General features: G+C 68.9%; 12 protein-coding genes and 1 pseudogene. 10 read left to right on the top strand and 3 right to left on the bottom strand.

Annotated elements, in window-relative coordinates; genetic code table 11:
- The first annotated feature begins 120 nt into the window (after positions 1-120).
- Genes N1032_RS12385 through N1032_RS12370 form a run of 4 tightly spaced genes read left to right on the top strand, consistent with a single transcriptional unit; the run spans position 121 to position 3,786 of the window.
- On the top strand, positions 121-1,221 hold the full coding sequence (locus N1032_RS12385; RefSeq protein WP_259539400.1) for an amidohydrolase family protein: 1,101 nt from the start codon (positions 121-123) through the stop codon (positions 1,219-1,221).
- Entirely contained in the window at positions 1,218-1,604 is a 387-nt protein-coding gene (locus tag N1032_RS12380; RefSeq protein WP_259539399.1) for a metal-sulfur cluster assembly factor, read from the top strand. Before N1032_RS12385 ends, N1032_RS12380 begins: the two co-directional genes overlap by 4 nt.
- Positions 1,601-3,208: a thiamine pyrophosphate-binding protein gene (locus N1032_RS12375; RefSeq protein WP_259539398.1), complete on the top strand. Its 1,608-nt coding sequence runs from the start codon at positions 1,601-1,603 to the stop codon at positions 3,206-3,208. The genes N1032_RS12380 and N1032_RS12375 overlap by 4 nt, the downstream gene beginning before the upstream one ends.
- Positions 3,209-3,255: 47 nt before the next feature.
- Positions 3,256-3,786 carry a TetR/AcrR family transcriptional regulator gene (locus N1032_RS12370; RefSeq protein ID WP_259539397.1) on the top strand — a complete coding sequence of 177 codons (531 nt, stop codon included), beginning with the start codon at positions 3,256-3,258 and terminating at the stop codon, positions 3,784-3,786.
- Here N1032_RS12370 and N1032_RS12365 read toward each other — a convergent pair.
- A pseudogene (locus N1032_RS12365) lies at positions 3,783-5,450 on the bottom strand (thiamine pyrophosphate-requiring protein); the annotation flags it as partial. The gene N1032_RS12370 and the pseudogene N1032_RS12365 sit on opposite strands and share 4 nt — an antisense overlap.
- Positions 5,451-5,553: 103 nt before the next feature.
- Between N1032_RS12365 and N1032_RS12360 the strand changes: the two are divergent.
- Together N1032_RS12360 and N1032_RS12355 are read left to right on the top strand one after the other, a co-directional pair.
- Positions 5,554-6,525 (top strand): zinc-binding dehydrogenase, encoded by a 972-nt coding sequence (locus tag N1032_RS12360; RefSeq protein WP_259539396.1) that lies wholly within the window; start codon positions 5,554-5,556, stop codon positions 6,523-6,525.
- Entirely contained in the window at positions 6,525-9,506 is a 2,982-nt protein-coding gene (locus N1032_RS12355; RefSeq protein ID WP_407933034.1) for an FAD-binding and (Fe-S)-binding domain-containing protein, read from the top strand. Before N1032_RS12360 ends, N1032_RS12355 begins: the two co-directional genes overlap by 1 nt.
- On the opposite strand, the gene N1032_RS12350 is transcribed toward N1032_RS12355, so the two are convergent.
- Complete coding sequence (locus N1032_RS12350) at positions 9,500-10,213, bottom strand: FadR/GntR family transcriptional regulator (protein ID WP_259539395.1); 714 nt, start codon at positions 10,211-10,213, stop codon at positions 9,500-9,502. The genes N1032_RS12355 and N1032_RS12350 overlap by 7 nt on opposite strands.
- A gap of 113 nt (positions 10,214-10,326) precedes the next feature.
- On the opposite strand from N1032_RS12350, the gene N1032_RS12345 reads away from it, so the two are divergent.
- Positions 10,327-11,103 (top strand): SDR family NAD(P)-dependent oxidoreductase, encoded by a 777-nt coding sequence (locus N1032_RS12345; RefSeq protein ID WP_259539394.1) that lies wholly within the window; start codon positions 10,327-10,329, stop codon positions 11,101-11,103.
- 41 nt (positions 11,104-11,144) lie between these two features.
- On the opposite strand, the gene N1032_RS12340 is transcribed toward N1032_RS12345, so the two are convergent.
- Positions 11,145-11,549 carry a nuclear transport factor 2 family protein gene (locus N1032_RS12340; RefSeq protein ID WP_259539393.1) on the bottom strand — a complete coding sequence of 135 codons (405 nt, stop codon included), beginning with the start codon at positions 11,547-11,549 and terminating at the stop codon, positions 11,145-11,147.
- Positions 11,550-11,705: 156 nt separating this feature from the next.
- Between N1032_RS12340 and N1032_RS12335 the strand changes: the two genes are divergently transcribed.
- The 3 genes from N1032_RS12335 to N1032_RS12325 are packed head-to-tail and all read left to right on the top strand — an operon-like array spanning position 11,706 to position 15,800.
- Positions 11,706-13,328 carry a thiamine pyrophosphate-dependent enzyme gene (locus N1032_RS12335; protein ID WP_259539392.1) on the top strand — a complete coding sequence of 541 codons (1,623 nt, stop codon included), beginning with the start codon at positions 11,706-11,708 and terminating at the stop codon, positions 13,326-13,328.
- A gap of 12 nt (positions 13,329-13,340) precedes the next feature.
- Entirely contained in the window at positions 13,341-14,768 is a 1,428-nt protein-coding gene (locus N1032_RS12330; protein ID WP_259539391.1) for an aldehyde dehydrogenase family protein, read from the top strand.
- A 30-nt stretch (positions 14,769-14,798) separates the two neighbouring features.
- Positions 14,799-15,800 (top strand): amidohydrolase family protein, encoded by a 1,002-nt coding sequence (locus N1032_RS12325; protein ID WP_259539390.1) that lies wholly within the window; start codon positions 14,799-14,801, stop codon positions 15,798-15,800.

The following is a 15,800-nucleotide window of genomic DNA, read 5'->3' as shown; positions in this document are numbered from 1 at the left end:
GCTCGTCCATGGCGTCCTCGCTATCGATCGGGAGCATCACTGTCTAAATAACGTAATGTAGTACATTAGAACCGCAGAGGCCGAGAGCCTGGGCGCAACTGTCAGAGAGGACGGCGTTAGATGCTTGGCGACTACTTCATCGTGGATGGCGTGATTCACGGATACAACTGGTCGGAGCCGAATTGGCACATCCCGGAGGCGCGATTCGCGGCTCACGGAGGATTCGGTGGCCACCGCGGGCTGCAGCCCAACCCGGCCTGGCACCTCAAGTGGGAGGAGTTCAGCCACGACTGGCAGATCGACGAGCTCGAAGAGGCCGCCTTCCTGGAGTCGGGCACCGACCTCGTGGTCTACCACGGCACCGCCATCCGCGACCTCTGGAACGACGGTCACTCGGCCGACGCCAAAGGCGTGGAGTGGAAGAAGCGCGAGCCGAACCGGGTGATGTACTACGGCGGCGCCAACCCCCTCGACGGCAAGGCGGCTCTCGACGAGATCTCGCGCAACCGCGACAACGGCGCCGACGCCGTGAAGATCTACCCGGCGTTCTACCACGGGCACGGCGACACCCGTCGCATCTCGCTCGACGACCCGGAGTTCGGCTACCCCTTCATCGAGAAGGCGATCGACCTGGGCTACAAGACCATCGCCACGCACAAGGCCATCCCGTTCGGGCCCGTCGACGTCAACCACTTCGATCTCGCCGATGTGCCGAGTGCGGCGGGTCGTTACCCCGAGGTGAACTTCGAGATCCTGCACGCGGGCATGGCCTTCGTGGAGGAGACCGTGCTGGTGCTGCAGTCGTTCCCCGAGAACACCTACGTGAACCTCGAGGGCTCGAACAGCCTGCTTCTGTCGCAGCCCAAGCGGTTTGCGCACTTCCTCGGCCAGTTCCTCAACGTCGGCGCCGAGGATCGCATCATCATCTCGAGCGGCATGACCTTGGTGCACTCGCGTCCGGTGTTCGACGCCATCATCAACTTCGAGATGCCGGAGGACCTGCAGCGCGACTACGGCTACCCCGCCGTCACGCCCGAGATGAAGCAGAAGTTCCTCGGCGGCAACTTCATGCGGCTGCACGGCAAAGACATCCCTGAGTTCCAGAAGACCGTCGAGGGCGACTACTGGGACAAGCGGCAGAAGGAGGAGGGCACCGATCACGAGTTGTGGTCGCACTACCGTGCCCTCGCCGCCGCGAAGCAGCTGGAGACGGTCCGATGACCGACGAGGCAGCGCTCAAAGAGGCCGTGGTCGAGGCCCTCAACGGGGTCGTCGACCCGTGCGGACTGTTCAACGGCAGCATGACCACGATCGGCGACCTGGGCATGTACCGCGACATCATCGTCTCGGACGACACCGTGCACATCGAGGTCTTCCTCGACGACCCGAGCTGCGCCTTCGCGGGCCAGATCATGATCGACATCGCCAAGGCCGTCGATCCTCTCGCTGAGGGCCGAAAGGTCGAGATGAGCCTCGTGGTCGACGACTACTGGGATGTCGACCGGGTGAACGCCACGGGGCGGCAGAAGCTCGACCAGGCGCAGGAGAAGCGTCGCCGGATGCTGCCCCTGCGGGTGGCGTCGGGCACCCGGAGCGCTTCGTGAAGGTGCACGAGGTCTTCGCCGACGCCCTCCTGCAGCACGGCGCCGACGTGGTCTTCGGGCTCATGGGCGATGCGAACCTCTCCTACCTCGCCGACTACCGCGACCGTGGTGGCCGATTCGTGGCCGCCGTGCACGAGGGCAACGCGGTCGGCATGGCGGATGCCTGGCACCGCCGCTCAGGCCGCATCGGCGTCGCGTCGATCACGCATGGCCCCGCACTGACCAACTCGATGACCTCGTTGGTCGAGGCCGTGCGGGCGGGTAGCCGCATGGTCGTCGTCACCGGGTCGACACCGCTCGAGCCCACCCATTTCCAGCGCCTCGACCTGTCGGCGAGCGCGCTGGCCAGCGGTGCCGGGTTCGAGGTGGTGACCAAGGCGCAGAACGTGGTGCGTCACCTCAACCGAGCACTGCAGCGCACCGTGGCAGAGAATCGGCCGATCGTGCTCGACCTGCCGATCTGGATGATCGACGCCGACGCCGGAGATCAGCGCATGATCTCGCCGCCCCAGCACGCCTCACCGCAGGTGCCCGACCCCGACAGCCTCGACGAGGCACTCGGGCTGCTCAGCTCGACGCCCCGCCCTGTCGTGTTGGCCGGTCGTGGTGCCTACGACGCCGGCGCGAAAGACGCCCTGATCGAGCTCGCCGAGCGTATCGGCGGCGCGCTCGCCACCACGCTCTGGGCGCGCGACCTGTTCGCCGGGCATCCCTCCAACATCGGCATCTACGGCAATCTGGCCCACTCGGTGGCTTCCTCCGCCATCGGCGAGGCCACGTGCGTGATCGCCTTCGGTGCGAGCCTCAACCCGCTCACCACCTACCGCGGTGAACTCACTCGGGGCAAGAAGATCATCCAGGTCGACACCGATCCTGGCCGGTTCGGCTGGTTCATCGGCGTCGACGAACCGATCTCGGGCGATGCCAAGGCGGTGGCCGAGGCGATGAACGAGGCGCTGACCGATGCCGAGCACGAGCCATCGACCGGATGGATCTCAGGCATCCAGGCGGCGCTGGCCGCCCACGATCCCCACGACGACTTCCGCGACATCTCGGGCGTCGACACGGTCGACATGCGCTCGGCCTCGATCGTGCTCGACGAGCTGCTGCCCGCGCAGCGCACCGTGGTGGCCGATGTGGGGCGATACATCCGGGGCACCCTGCCCTTCCTGGCGGTGCCGGAGCCTCGCAATTTCGTGGGCATGGGCGCCTTCGGCTCGATCGGCTTGGGCCTGGCCGGCGCCATCGGCGCGGCCGTGGCCGCTTCCGGCGAACTCACCGCGCTGGTGGTGGGCGACGGGGGGCTGATGATGAACTTCGCCGAGTTCTCGACGGCGGTGCGCGAGCGGCTGCCCCTGGTGGTGCTGACCTTCGACGACGGCGCCTACGGCGCGGAATGGGACAAGCTCGTCGCGGGCGGCTCCGATCCGCTCTATTCCACGATGGTGTGGCCTGATTTCGCCGACCTGGCCCGCGCGTTCGGCGGCCAGGGTCTCACCGTTCGCACCTTGTCCGACCTCGACGGGCTGCCGACGCTGCTCGAGGGGCTCGCCGGGCCGTTGCTGGTGGACATCCGCCTGGATCCCGCCGCGATCACGGTGTGACCGCGGCATGCGGATGCGGGCGGACAGGTCTGCGGTAGCCTGCCCCCATGCCACGGCGTAGCGGGAGAACCCGGGAGGACATCAGGGAGGTGGCGCTCGAGTTGATCGCCGAGCGCGGTTTCGAGCAGACCAGCTTCCGCGACATCGCCGAGCGGCTCGACATCACCAAGCAGGCGGTGCAGTACCACTTCTCGTCGAAGGACGCGCTCATCGACGAGCTGATCCGGCCGATGATCGTCGACCTGGAAGCCTTCCTCGGCGAGGCGACCGAGGCGGGGGCCGAGCGCCCCCGTCTCATCCTCGAGCTCTACCTCGACCTGCTGCACCGGCACCGCCAGATTCTGCAGGGCCTCATCCGCGACCACAGCGCGCTCGCCCGGCACGACGTGATCCACACGCTGCTGCACGAACGATCGGGCCTCGACGAGCTGCTCGTGGGCACCCGCCCGGCAGACCGAACGCGGGCCATCGTGGCACTCGGCGGGCTGCAGGACTGCGCCGTGCTGCTGGCCGACGTGCCGCTGGCGGAATACCGCCGGTCGGCTGTCGACAGCGCGCTGCGGGCCCTGACCCCCTAGCGGTATTCGCCGTCGAAGGTGGAGTGCCGCTTCACCTTCGTGGTGATGAACTCCAGCAGCGCCGGCCGCCCCTGCTCGGTGGCCTCGATTCCGCGCAGAATGGCCGGGATGATCTGCTCGGGCGTGGTGACGCGCTCGCCGTAGCCGCCGAGGGCGACGGCGAAGTCGGCGTAGTTGCCGGAGATGTCGGTGGAGTTGTACTTGGCGGTCGAGGTGGGCATCACCGGGATCTCCATCGCCATCGAGAAATTGTTGAACAGGATCGACAGGATGGGGATGCCCTCGCGCACACCGGTCTCGAAGTCCATGCCGGTCATGCCGATCGCGGCGTCGCCCCAGACGTTGATGCAGAGCTTGTGCGGTTGCGCCAGCTTGGCCCCGAGGGCGAGCCCGAGGCCGTAGCCCAGCTGCGTCGACTTGCCCCAGCCGAGATAGCTGAGGGGTGCGATGCTCTGCCAGAACGGCACCAGTTCGTCGCGTGGGCTGCCGGCATCGTGGGTGATGATCGTGTTCTCCACATCGACGGTGGCCATCAGGTCGCGGATGACCCGGTAGGGCTCGAGGGGGGAGTCCTCGCTGTCGAGCAGGGGAGTCCATTCCGTGAGCCACTCGGCGCGCTGTGCGTCGATCCGCGCCACCACCGCGTCGAGGCGCCCGCGTGGCGCGCCGCCCAGCCGCCGGCCGACGGCCTCGATCAGGGCGCGCAGGGTGAGCCGGGCGTCGCCGAGCAGCAGGTGCCGCGTAGCGATGTTCTTGTTGAAGTCGGTGGGGTCGACCGTGCTCTGCACGAAGACCTTCCCGCGGGTGGGGAAGCGGATGCCGAAAGCCGTGTCGCTGAAGCTGGCCCCGATCCCGAACACCAGGTCGGCATCCTGAACGTGGCGGAACACCGGGCCCGGCATCGCGAGCCCGCCGGAGCCCAGCGACAGCGGATGGTTCTCGGGAAAGGAGCTCTTTCCGTTGAGGCTCGTGGTGACCGGCGCCTCGAGCAGTTCGGCGAGCTCGCGCAGCTCGGCCCAGGCGCGCGAGTAGTGCACGCCCTGGCCGGCGTAGATCAGGGGGTGCGAGGCCGCGATCAGGGCGTCCGCCGCCTCGTCGACGGCGTGCGGTTCGGGTGCCGAGAGCACCCTCCGGGTGGGCTCGTAGTCGAGTTCGCCGTCGAGCTCGGCGCCCCAGACCTCGCGCAGGATCTCGACCAGCACCGGGCCCGGCCGGCCGTTGCGCGCTTGCGTGAACGCGCGCCGCATCGCCTCCACCACCCCGTGGGGTGAGGTCACCTGCTCCGCCCACTTGGTGACGTGCTGGAGGTTGAGGGCGGCGTTGAAGGCCGGCTTCACCCAGGTGCGGTTGTGCGCAGCCCCGACCGGCATCACGATCATGGGCACGCCCTCGGCGTAAGCCTGGGCCACCGCGCCGAAGGCGTTCTCGACGCCGGGGCCGGACTGCATGCAGAACACGCCAACGTCGTCACCGGAGGAGAGCCGGGCGGCGGCGTCGGCCATGTGCCCGGCGATGCGTTCTTGACGAACGATGATCGGCCGGATGTCGGCTCGCGCGGCGGCCTCGATCAACGGGTTGAGCGGGTAGGCGAAGAGGTGTTCCACCCCTTCCCGTCTCAGGATCTCGGCGACGACATCGGCGACCTTCATCCGCAGCTCCCTTGCTTCCGACCCCCTTGACTTCGGGGCGCGTGTTAAACATCATATATTCAGGTAGTTAGTCCGCGACGCCGTTGTCGTGCATTTCTGCCGCAGAAGGAGAGATCGCATGTGGGCTCACACGCTCGTCGCCCCGGGCCGATTCGAAAGCACCGAGGCGTCGACCTACACCGAAGCGGATGTCCGCGAGGGAGAGGTGCTGCTCCGCGCACTCGTCGGTGGGGTATGCGGCAGCGACCTGCCCACCTTCCGGGGTCGAGCGCACCACCATCCGGATGACGCCGGCGGATGGGCGAGCAACGTGGCGGGTGTGCCGTTGCACGAGATCGTCGGCGAAGTCGTGTTCTCGCGTGATTCCGCGTTGTCGGTAGGGGATCGAGTAGTGGGGTGGGCCTCCCGGTTCGACGGCATCTCCGAGCTCGTCATCAGTCACGGCAGCGGTCTGGCACCCTACGACCCGTCGCTGACCCCGGCCGAAGCCATCACGATCCAGCCTCTGGCCTGCGTGCTCGGGGCCGTGGAGCGACTCGACCTGCACCCCGGAGTCGCGGTGACAGTGCTGGGCCAGGGTCCGATCGGCCTCTTGTTCAGCCATGTGCTCAACCAGGCCGGCGCCGTGGTCACCGGTGTCGACCGCATCGACCGCAGCGAGGCGGCGGAGACGTTCGGCGTCACGAACACCGTCACCACCACGGCCGACCGCTGGGCCGGTGCCGTCACCGACGCCGAGCGTCCCGAGATCGTCGTGGAAGCAGTGGGGCACCAGATCGGAACGCTGGAGGATTCGCTCGCCGCGGTGGCGTTCGGCGGTCAGGTCTACTACTTCGGGGTACCCGACGACCCGATCTATCCGATCAGCATGCGCGCGATGTTCCGCAAGAACCTCGTGCTTCTCTCGGGCGCCACGCTCGACCGGCGCCGGCTGCTGCTGGTGGCGAACGACTACCTGCTGGCGCATGACGCCCTGCGGCGTGAGTACGTCAGTCACGTGTTCCCGGTCGACCGGGTGCAGGAGGCCTTCGAGGCCGCGATCGAGCCGCGACCCGGGCAGTACAAGATCGCACTCGACATGGTGGGCTAGTGACGGCGCCGCAGACGGCTCCCGAGACGACGGTTCCCCGCGCGGCGGCCGAGCTGCTCGAACAGCGTCTGCGCGAGGTGGTGGAGGGCGTCGTCGACGGCTCCACCCGGCGCCGCGCGGAGTACTCCAGCGACGCATCCAACTACCGCGTGGTTCCCGAGCTCGTGGTGTTCCCGACCGATGTCGGCGACGTGGTGCGCGCACTCGGTGCGGCGCGGCGGAGTCAGGCCCCCGTCACCGCGCGCGGCGGAGGAACCTCGGTGGCCGGCAACGCCGTCGGCCCAGGCGTCGTGATCGACTTCTCGCGCCATGTGAACCGCATCCTCGACGTCGACGGCGAAGCACGCACGGCCCGCATCGAGCCGGGCGTCATCATGAGCGACCTCCAGAAGGCGGCTGCGCCCCTCGGTCTGCGGTTCGGGCCCGATCCATCCACCCAGAACCGAGCCACCCTCGGTGGCATGATCGGCAACAACGCCTGCGGTCCGCACGCCGTCGCCTACGGCCGCACGGCCGACAACGTGGTCGAGCTCGAGGTGGTCGACGGCAGCGGCCGGCGCTTCTCGGCGGGGCGAGGTGACCCGGCCTTCGCCGCGGTGCCGGGTCTGGCCGAGCTGGTGCGCGACAACCTGGCCATCATCCGCACCGAGTTCGGGCGGTTCAGCCGGCAGGTCTCGGGCTACAGCCTCGAGCACCTGCTGCCCGAGAACGGTTCCGATCTCGCCAAGGCCCTGGTCGGCACCGAGGGAACCCTGGTCACGGTGCTCGAAGCCACGGTGCGCCTGGTGCCGGTGCCTTCCGAGCCGACCCTCGTGATCCTCGGCTACCCCGACATGCCCTCCGCGGCCGACGACGTGCCCGGTCTGCTGGATCTCAAGCCGCTCGCGGTCGAGGGGATGGATGCCCGACTCGTCGACGTGGTGCGCCGGGCGCAGGGTGCCGACGCGGTGCCGCCCCTGCCGGCCGGCGCGGGATGGCTGATGATCGAGGTGGGCGGTGCCACGGCCGACGAGGCGCTCGTCACCGCTCAGGCCATCGTCGCGGCCTCGCAGAGCGATGCGTCGATGATTCTGCCCGCCGGGCCCGAGGCGACCAAGATGTGGCGCATCCGGGCCGATGGCGCGGGGCTCGCCGGCCGCACTCCTTCGGGCGAGCAGGCCTGGCCGGGCTGGGAGGACTCCGCGGTGCCGCCCGAGAGACTCGGCGCCTACCTGCGCGACCTCGACGCGCAGATGGCGCGATTCGGTGTCGACGGATTGGCCTACGGACACTTCGGCGACGGATGCGTGCACCTCAGGATCGACCTGCCGATGACGGAGTCGACCGCCGTACTGCGCGCTTTCATGACCGAGGCGGCGGCCTTGGTGGCCCGCTACGGCGGCTCGATGTCGGGCGAACACGGCGACGGTCGCGCTCGGTCGGAACTGCTGCCCGTGATGTACAGCCCCGAGGCCATCGCGTTGATGGCTCGGTTCAAGGCCCTGTTCGACCCGCTCGATCTGATGAACCCGGGCGTGATCGTGCGACCGGCCTCCCTCGACGTCGATGTTCGCCGCCCACAGGCGCATCCGGTTCTCTCCGCCGTGGGGGGCGACCGGCACGCGAGCCTGATCAGCCGCCGTGCGGGCTACACCGGATTCTCGTTCGGGCACGATCACGGCGACCTCACCGAAGCCGTGCACCGCTGCGTCGGCGTCGGCAAGTGCCGCTCCGACAGCAGTGCGGCCGGTGGATTCATGTGTCCCTCGTATCAGGCGACCAAAGACGAGAAGGATGTCACCCGAGGGCGCTCACGGGTGCTGCAGGAGGCGGTCAACGGCACCCTCGTCGGCGGTCTGCGGGCTCCCGAGGTGCTCGAGTCGCTCGACCTCTGCCTCTCGTGCAAGGCCTGTTCCAGTGACTGCCCAGCGGGCGTCGACATGGCGCAGTACAAGTCGGAGGTGCTCTACCGCACCTACCGCGGCCGTCTGCGCCCGATCGACCACTACGCGCTCGGCTGGCTGCCGCGCTGGGCCCGCCTGGTGGGCGTGGCGCCGAAGCTCGTGAACGCCGCTCTCGCGGTGCGCCCGATCGCCAAACTCACTCTCTGGGCGGGAGGCATGGACACCCGGCGCACGATGCCGAAGTTCGCCGAGACCCCGTTCCGGGTGTGGTGGCGACGGAGTGAGCGGCGTGCCCGTGCCTCGGCTGGATCGCCGGCGAGCGGATCGCGGCAGGCCGGCTCACGGGCCGTCGTGCGCGAGCGGCCGCGCGTCGTGCTCTGGACCGATTCGTTCAGCGACTCCATCTCGCCCACGGTGCCGCAGGCGGCGTTGGAGGTGCTGGATGCCGCGGGCTACGACGTGGTGGTGCCCCGCGAGCAGGCGTGCTGCGGCCTGACCTGGATCAGCACCGGTCAGCTCGACGGAGCCCGGCGCCGGTTGGAGCACCTGCTCACGGTGCTCGGCCCGTATGCGGTCAACGGCATCCCGATCGTCGGGCTGGAGCCCTCCTGCACGGCAGTGCTCCGCAGTGATCTGGTCGACCTCTTCCCCGACGACCCGCGGGCGCTCGCCGTCTCGCGGGCGACGCGCACGCTCGCCGAGCTGCTCACCTCGGTCGACACGGCGCCCGGCCTCGGCGACGGCTGGCGGATGCCCGACCTCTCCGATGTGACCGCGGTGGTGCAACCGCACTGCCACCAGCACGCGGTCATGGGTTTCGGGGCCGACGAACGGCTGTTGCGCGATGCCGGGGCGACCATCGAGACGCTGGCCGGATGCTGCGGGCTGGCCGGCAACTTCGGCATGCAGAAGGGCCACTACGAGGTGTCGGTGGCGGTGGCCGAGAACGCGCTGCTGCCGGCTCTGCGCGCGGCTGCTCCCGGCACGGTGTACCTCGCCGACGGCTTCTCCTGCCGCACGCAGGCCGACCAGCTGGCCGGAGTCAAGGGCGTGGCGCTCGCCGAGCTGCTGGCAGAGAGACTGCCGCGGCGTCAGTGATGCTGCGAGGGGTCCACCGACATGTGCTCGAGGTGCTCGCTCATGGCGGCCGCCGCCTGGTCGGGGTCGCCGGCGGCGATCGCGTCGAAGATCTTCTGATGCGACTCGCTCACGTCGCGGGCGCGGGCCTCTGAGGTGTTCGGCTCGAACTTGAGCGACTGCACCGAGCGAAGGGCGCGCACCGAGGCGCGCAGCGCGCGGTTGTGCGATGCCTCGGCCACCAGCAGATGGAAGTCGAGCGACCTCTCGGTGAACGAGTGCGGATCGTCGACGCGATCGCCCGCAGCGGCCAGTGCGGCGCGCAGGCGTTCGAGGTCGTCGGGATCGGCACGCTGCGCCGCGAGCCGGGCCGTCAACGGCTCCACGGTCTGCATGGCCTCCACGACCTCCTGCCAGGTGATGCCGAGCAGATGCAATTGCACCGAGAGGGCATCGGCGAAGCGATCGGGGTCGGCCTCGGCGATCCGCAGGCCGCCACCGGACCCCACCTTGACCTCCACCACGCCCTGCACCTCCAGGGTGCGGATGGCGTCGCGGATGGTGATGCGGCTGACCCCGAAGCGGGTCGCCAGATCGGCCTCGGTGCCCACCCAGTCGCCCGAACTCATGCCGTCGAAGAAGGCTTCTTTGATCTGGTTGACCACGTCTTCGGATGCGCGGGCATTCCGAACCTGCTTCCACCGTGCATTGATCGCTGGTTCCGTCATGTCGGCACCTCTCGCGTGACGCTCGTAAAGATACAACTTTCGCACATTCGGCACTCCACCCGCTCGAATCTCTTATTGTATTACCAACAGCTAGACAACGACAGGATCGATCAATGACGAATTCTCTCCAGGGTCAGACAGCACTCATCACCGGCGCGGGTCGCGGAATCGGGCGGAGCATCGCGCTGGAGCTCGCGCGGGCCGGCGCCTCCGTGGGCCTCTTCGCCCGACGCCAGGACGACCTGGAGACGGTCGCCGGCGAGGTCGAGGCCGCGGGAGGGCGGGCACTCGTGCTCACCGGTGACGTCACGAGCAAGGCCGACGTCGACTCGGCGGTCGCTGCGCTCACCGACGCCTTCGGCCCCATCGACTTCCTGGTCAACAATGCCGGCCGCAGCCAGCCCTACGGCCCCGTCGGCACGGTCGACCCCGAAGCCTGGTGGGACACCCAGGCCATCCACGTGCTCGGTCCGATGCTGTTCATGTCGGCGGTGCTCCCGTCGATGCTCGAGCGCGGCCATGGGCGCATTCTCAACGTGGCGTCGATGGCGGGCGTCATGATCGGCACCGGATCGTCGGCCTATACGGTCTCGAAGGCCACCGTCATCCGGCTCTCCGAGCACGTTCACGCCGAACACCACGACGCGGGTGTCTCCGTGTTCGTGGTGCACCCCGGATCCATCGTGACCGACATGGTGCGCACCTCGCAGAAGGATCCCGCCGCACCCCAGCGCTTCGGCGGCCTCAAGCCCGAGCGCGCCGAGGCCGACCTCGAGCGGGTGGGCCGGCAGGCGGTGGCCCTCGCCTCCGGCGAATACGACGCACTCGCGGGGAGTCTGCTCGACCTCGAGAAACCGCTCGACGAGTCGCTCGCCGCAGCCACCGCGTGAGCGGGTGACTGCGGCCGGGCGGCTCTGGTCGCGTGCCGCGCTCAGGAGGTCGTGATCTCCCAGAGCTGACTGACCCTGGCCTCCGTGATGCGCCAACCCGCATCCGTGCGCGCGAAGGTGTAGCCCGCACGCGCGCCGCGGGAGGTGTGCGGCGCCTCGCCGAGTCGGTAGCCGTGCACGAGCAGATTGAGCTCGACGTTCGCGGTGTCGCCGTCGACGTCGAGGAGAGGGTCCGTGAAGAAATGCTGATGGCGGTCGTCGGGTTTGGGCCCGATGCGCTTCAGAGCCTCCTCGAGTCCGTAGACGTTCCCGCGCGCACTGCGGAGGATGACATCGGGCGAGTAGAGGTCGGTGGCGACGCCGCCGTGCCCGTCCATCCATGCGGTGTTGCGAGCGAGCAGCTCGCGGATGATCTCGCGATCGGCCAGTTCCTGGGCAGTCGTCATCGGTGCTCCTGTTCTGAATGAGGTGACCCGTCGCCGCTCCGTCGTCGTCGACAGGGCAATTGAAAAAGCGAAAGGTACATTCATCATATATTTGCTACTGTTGTGATCAGAAGGTGCCATCGAAGCGGATGTCATCGTGAGGAGAGGTCGTACTCGATGGAGATGTCCGGCGGAGAAGCACTGGCGAGACAGTTGGTTCTCGAAGGGGTCACCGACCTTTTCGGTGTTCCTGGAGTGCAGCTCGACTTCGCGGTCGACGGCCTGGCCCAGGTGCGTGACCAGCTCGTCTTCCGGCACACCCGGCACGAGCAGGCGGCGGCCTACATGGCCGACGGCTATGCGCGGTCGACCGGCAAGATCGGCGTGTGCATGGTGGTGCCGGGCCCGGGCATGCTGAACGCCATGGCGGCGCTGTCGACCGCCTACGCGTGCTCCTCGCCCGTGCTGGCGATCGTCGGCCAGATCCCCTCGGCCCTCATCGGCGGCGGTCACGGCATCCTGCACGAGGTCAACGACCAGACCCGAACGCTCGGAACCGTCACGAAGTGGACCGGGATCGCGCTGACCCCCCAGGAGGTGCCCGGCCTCGTGCACGAGGCGTTCCGCCAGCTGCGCACGGGCTCACCGGCTCCGGTGGGCATCGAGATACCGCCGGACGTGCTCAAGGCGCGAGCCGAGATCACCCTCGTCGACGAGCCGATCGAGCCGGCGCCGGTGGTCCCCGACGAGCGGGCCGTCCGCAACGCGGCCACGCTGCTCGCCGCCGCCGAGCGCCCCGTCATCTACGTGGGCGGCGGTGTGCTCGCCGCAGAAGCCTCCGGCGAGTTGCGCGAACTGGCGGAGCTGATCCAGGCGCCGGTTGTGATGAGCCTGCACGGCCGCGGCGCACTCGACAACAGGCATCCGCTGGCGCTCTCGAGCCTCGCGGGCCGCGACGTGCTGCGCGCGGCCGACGTGGTGCTCGTGGTGGGCAGCCGTTTCATCGACGGCCACGCGCATCCGCTGGTCACCGCCGCCGGAGCGAAGGTCATCCTGCTCAACTCCCGCGAGCACGACCTCGGTGAGCCCCGCCGCAGCGACGTCGACGTGCTGAGCGACGCCCGGCTGGGCCTGGCCGCGCTGAGCGAGGTGCTGACCGCGGTCGAGCGGCCCGAACAGGGCGCCGTGCTCGACGCGGTGCGCACCCGGGCCGAGGAGCTGGTGGCGCTGGTCGAGCCCCAGGCGTCGTGGGTGCGCGCGCTCCGCGAGGCCATCCCCGACGACGGCGTGCTGGTCAACGAGCTCACCCAGATCGGCTTCCTGGCCGAGGTCGGCTACCCCGTCTACGGGCCGCACACCTACATCACCCCCGGCTACCAGGGCACCCTGGGCTACGGCTTCGCCACCGCGCTCGGCGCGAAGGCGGGCAACCCCGAGCGCGTGGTCGTGTCGATCAACGGCGACGGCGGCTTCGGCTGGAACCTGCAGGAGCTCGCCACCGCCAAGCTGCACGGAATCGGCCTGATCACCGTGGTCTTCGCCGACGGCACCTTCGGCAACGTGCAGCGCATGCAGAAAGACCAGTTCGACGGCCGCATCTACGCCACCGACCTGGCCAACCCCGACTTCGTGAAGCTCGCCGAGGCCTTCGGCGTGGCCGGGGTGCGCGTGAGCACTCCGGATGCGCTGGTCACCGCCATCCGCGAGGGTGCGGCCAGCGGTGAGCCGCTTCTGATCGAAGTGCCCACCGGCAAGGGGCTCCCCAGCCCCTGGCATCTGATCCACGAGCCGAAAGCGTAAGGAAGGACCCCCATGATCGACAGGACGAAGATCTACATCGGCGGCGAATGGGTCGCCTCCACCTCCGAGGCCGTCACCGAGGTGTTCAACCCGGCCTCGGGCGAGCTCGTCGGGCGCACACCCTCGGGCGGTGCCGACGACGTCGACCGTGCCGTGGCCGCGGCCCGCGCCGCGTTCGAAGGCTGGGCCGCGACGCCCGCCGCCGAGCGCATCGCGCTGCTCGACAAGGTGCGCGACGGATTGCGCGCCCGCAACGAGGAGATCGCCGATCTGATCAGCGACGAGATGGGCTCGCCCCGCAGCTTCGCCCGCCTCTCCCAGGTGGGCCTGGGCGTCAAGAACTTCGACTTCGCCGCCCGCGCCATGGAGGAGATCGCGGCCGAGGGCGAGGAGGAGATCGGCCCCACACTGGTCATCCGTGAGCCGATCGGAGTGGTGGCCGCCATCACGCCGTGGAACTTCCCGCTTCACCAGATCTCGGCCAAGGTCGCCCCGGCGCTCGCCGCCGGCTGCACCGTGGTGCTGAAGGCCAGCGAGGTGGCGCCGCTGAGTGCCTTCGTGCTGGCCGATCTGATCGAGGAGGCCGGTTTCCCGGCCGGTGTGTTCAACCTGGTCAGTGGACCGGGCCGCACGCTCGGCGAGCACCTGGTGCAGCATCCGGATGTCGACATGGTGAGCTTCACCGGCTCCACCGGCGCCGGCCGCCGCATCGCCCAGCTCGCCGCGCCCACGCTGAAGAAGGTCGCGCTCGAGCTCGGCGGCAAGAGCGCCAACATCGTGCTCGACGACGCCGACCTCGCCGCCGTCATCCCCACCGCCGTCAAGCAGTGCTATGCCAACAGCGGCCAGGCCTGCGCGTCGCTCAGCCGGCTGCTCGTGCCCCGGGCGATGCTGCCCGAAGCGGAGCGCCTCGCCACGGAGGCTGCCGGGTCGTGGACCGTGGGCTCGCCCGCCGACCTCTCGACCAAGCTCGGCCCGCTGGCGTCGGAGTCGCAGCAGCAAAGCGTGCTGACCTACATCAAGAGCGGCATCGACGAGGGGGCCCGCTTGCTGATCGGTGGCACCACACCACCGATCGAGACCGGTGCCTACGTGCCGGCCACGGTGTTCTCCGACGTCACGCCCGAGATGACGATCGCCCGCGAGGAGATCTTCGGCCCGGTGCTGGCGATCATGCCCTACGACGACGAAGACGACGCCATCCGCATCGCCAACGCGGCCGAGTACGGCCTCTCGGGCGGGGTGTGGTCGGCCGACCGCGACCGCGCGGTGGCCATCGCCCGGCGGATGCGCACGGGTCAGGTGGTGATCAACGGCGAGCCGCTCAACCTCCGCGCCCCGTTCGGTGGCTACCGGCAGTCGGGTCTCGGCCGGGAGTACGGCCGCTATGGGCTCGAGGAGTTCTTCGAGATCAAGTCGCTGCAGGGCGCCCAGAGCTGAACACCCCTTGTCGAAAGAGAGAGCAGATCGATGAAGATTGACGTCCACGGTCACATGTCGGCACCCGACGCGTTCTACGCGTGGAAGGCCGGGCTGCTGGCCCACCGCGGCTCGCACGGCATGCGCCCGCCCGCCATCAGTGACGACCAGCTGCGCGACTCCTACTTCTCGCCGCACCCGAGCTTCGGCAACATCTCGCACATCGAGCACCTCACCGGCGCCGGCATCGACCTGCAGCTGCTCTCGCCCCGGCCCTACCAAGCCATGCACAGCGAGAAACCCACCAAGATCGTGGAGGCGTTCACCGCCGAGAGCAACAACCTCATCAAGCGCGCGGTCGATCTCTTCCCCGGTCAGTTCAAGGGCATCGCCGGCCTGCCGCAGAGCCCCGACCTCACGCCCGAGCAGTGGCTGCCCGAGCTCCGCCGCGCGGTGAACGAGCTCGGCTTCGTGGGCGTGATGCTCAACACCGATCCCTACGAGGGCACCGAGATCCCGTTGGCCCTGGGCGACCCCTACTGGTACCCGGTGTTCGAGGCCGCCATCGAACTCGACATCCCGATCCTGCTGCACTCGGCCGGCTGCAAGGCACCGACCCGGGAGCCCTACAGCCTGCACTTCATCCAGGAGGAGACGGTCTCGGTCTGGAGCCTGCTCGACTCGAACGTGCTCGAGAAGTACCCCGAGCTGAACATCATCGTGTCGCACGGCGGTGGCGCCATCCCCTACCAGGTGGGACGCTTCCTGCCGTCGATCGCGCGCAGCGGGGTGTCGTACATCGACAAGCTGCGCAAGCTCTGGTTCGACTCCTGCCTCTACACGCAGGATTCGCTCGAGTTGCTGTTCAAGGTCGTCGGCACCGACCGGGTGCTGTTCGGTTCGGAGAAGCCCGGCACCGGATCGCAGATCGACCCGGCCACCGGCCGCTGGTTCGACGACATCCACCTCCTGATCGACGACATCGACTGGCTCACCGACGAGCAGCGCGACCAGCTCTTCGAGAGCAACGCCCGCTCGATCTTCCGCCTCTAG

The organism is Herbiconiux daphne (assembly GCF_024979295.1).
GTDB lineage: Bacteria > Actinomycetota > Actinomycetes > Actinomycetales > Microbacteriaceae > Herbiconiux > Herbiconiux daphnes.
The sequence above is the reverse complement of the archived record's forward strand: the minus strand, read 5'-3'. Positions and strand labels throughout refer to the sequence as shown.

Excerpts from the sequence above, each read along its gene's own strand:
- N1032_RS12385 (WP_259539400.1), top strand. The coding sequence starts at position 121 with ATGCTTGGCGACTACTTCATCGTGGATGGCGTGATTCACGGATACAAC.
- N1032_RS12380 (WP_259539399.1), top strand. The coding sequence starts at position 1,218 with ATGACCGACGAGGCAGCGCTCAAAGAGGCCGTGGTCGAGGCCCTCAAC.
- N1032_RS12370 (WP_259539397.1), top strand. The coding sequence starts at position 3,256 with ATGCCACGGCGTAGCGGGAGAACCCGGGAGGACATCAGGGAGGTGGCG.
- N1032_RS12360 (WP_259539396.1), top strand. The coding sequence starts at position 5,554 with ATGTGGGCTCACACGCTCGTCGCCCCGGGCCGATTCGAAAGCACCGAG.
- N1032_RS12350 (WP_259539395.1), bottom strand. The coding sequence starts at position 10,213 with ATGACGGAACCAGCGATCAATGCACGGTGGAAGCAGGTTCGGAATGCC.
- N1032_RS12345 (WP_259539394.1), top strand. The coding sequence starts at position 10,327 with ATGACGAATTCTCTCCAGGGTCAGACAGCACTCATCACCGGCGCGGGT.
- N1032_RS12340 (WP_259539393.1), bottom strand. The coding sequence starts at position 11,549 with ATGACGACTGCCCAGGAACTGGCCGATCGCGAGATCATCCGCGAGCTG.
- N1032_RS12335 (WP_259539392.1), top strand. The coding sequence starts at position 11,706 with ATGGAGATGTCCGGCGGAGAAGCACTGGCGAGACAGTTGGTTCTCGAA.
- N1032_RS12330 (WP_259539391.1), top strand. The coding sequence starts at position 13,341 with ATGATCGACAGGACGAAGATCTACATCGGCGGCGAATGGGTCGCCTCC.
- N1032_RS12325 (WP_259539390.1), top strand. The coding sequence starts at position 14,799 with ATGAAGATTGACGTCCACGGTCACATGTCGGCACCCGACGCGTTCTAC.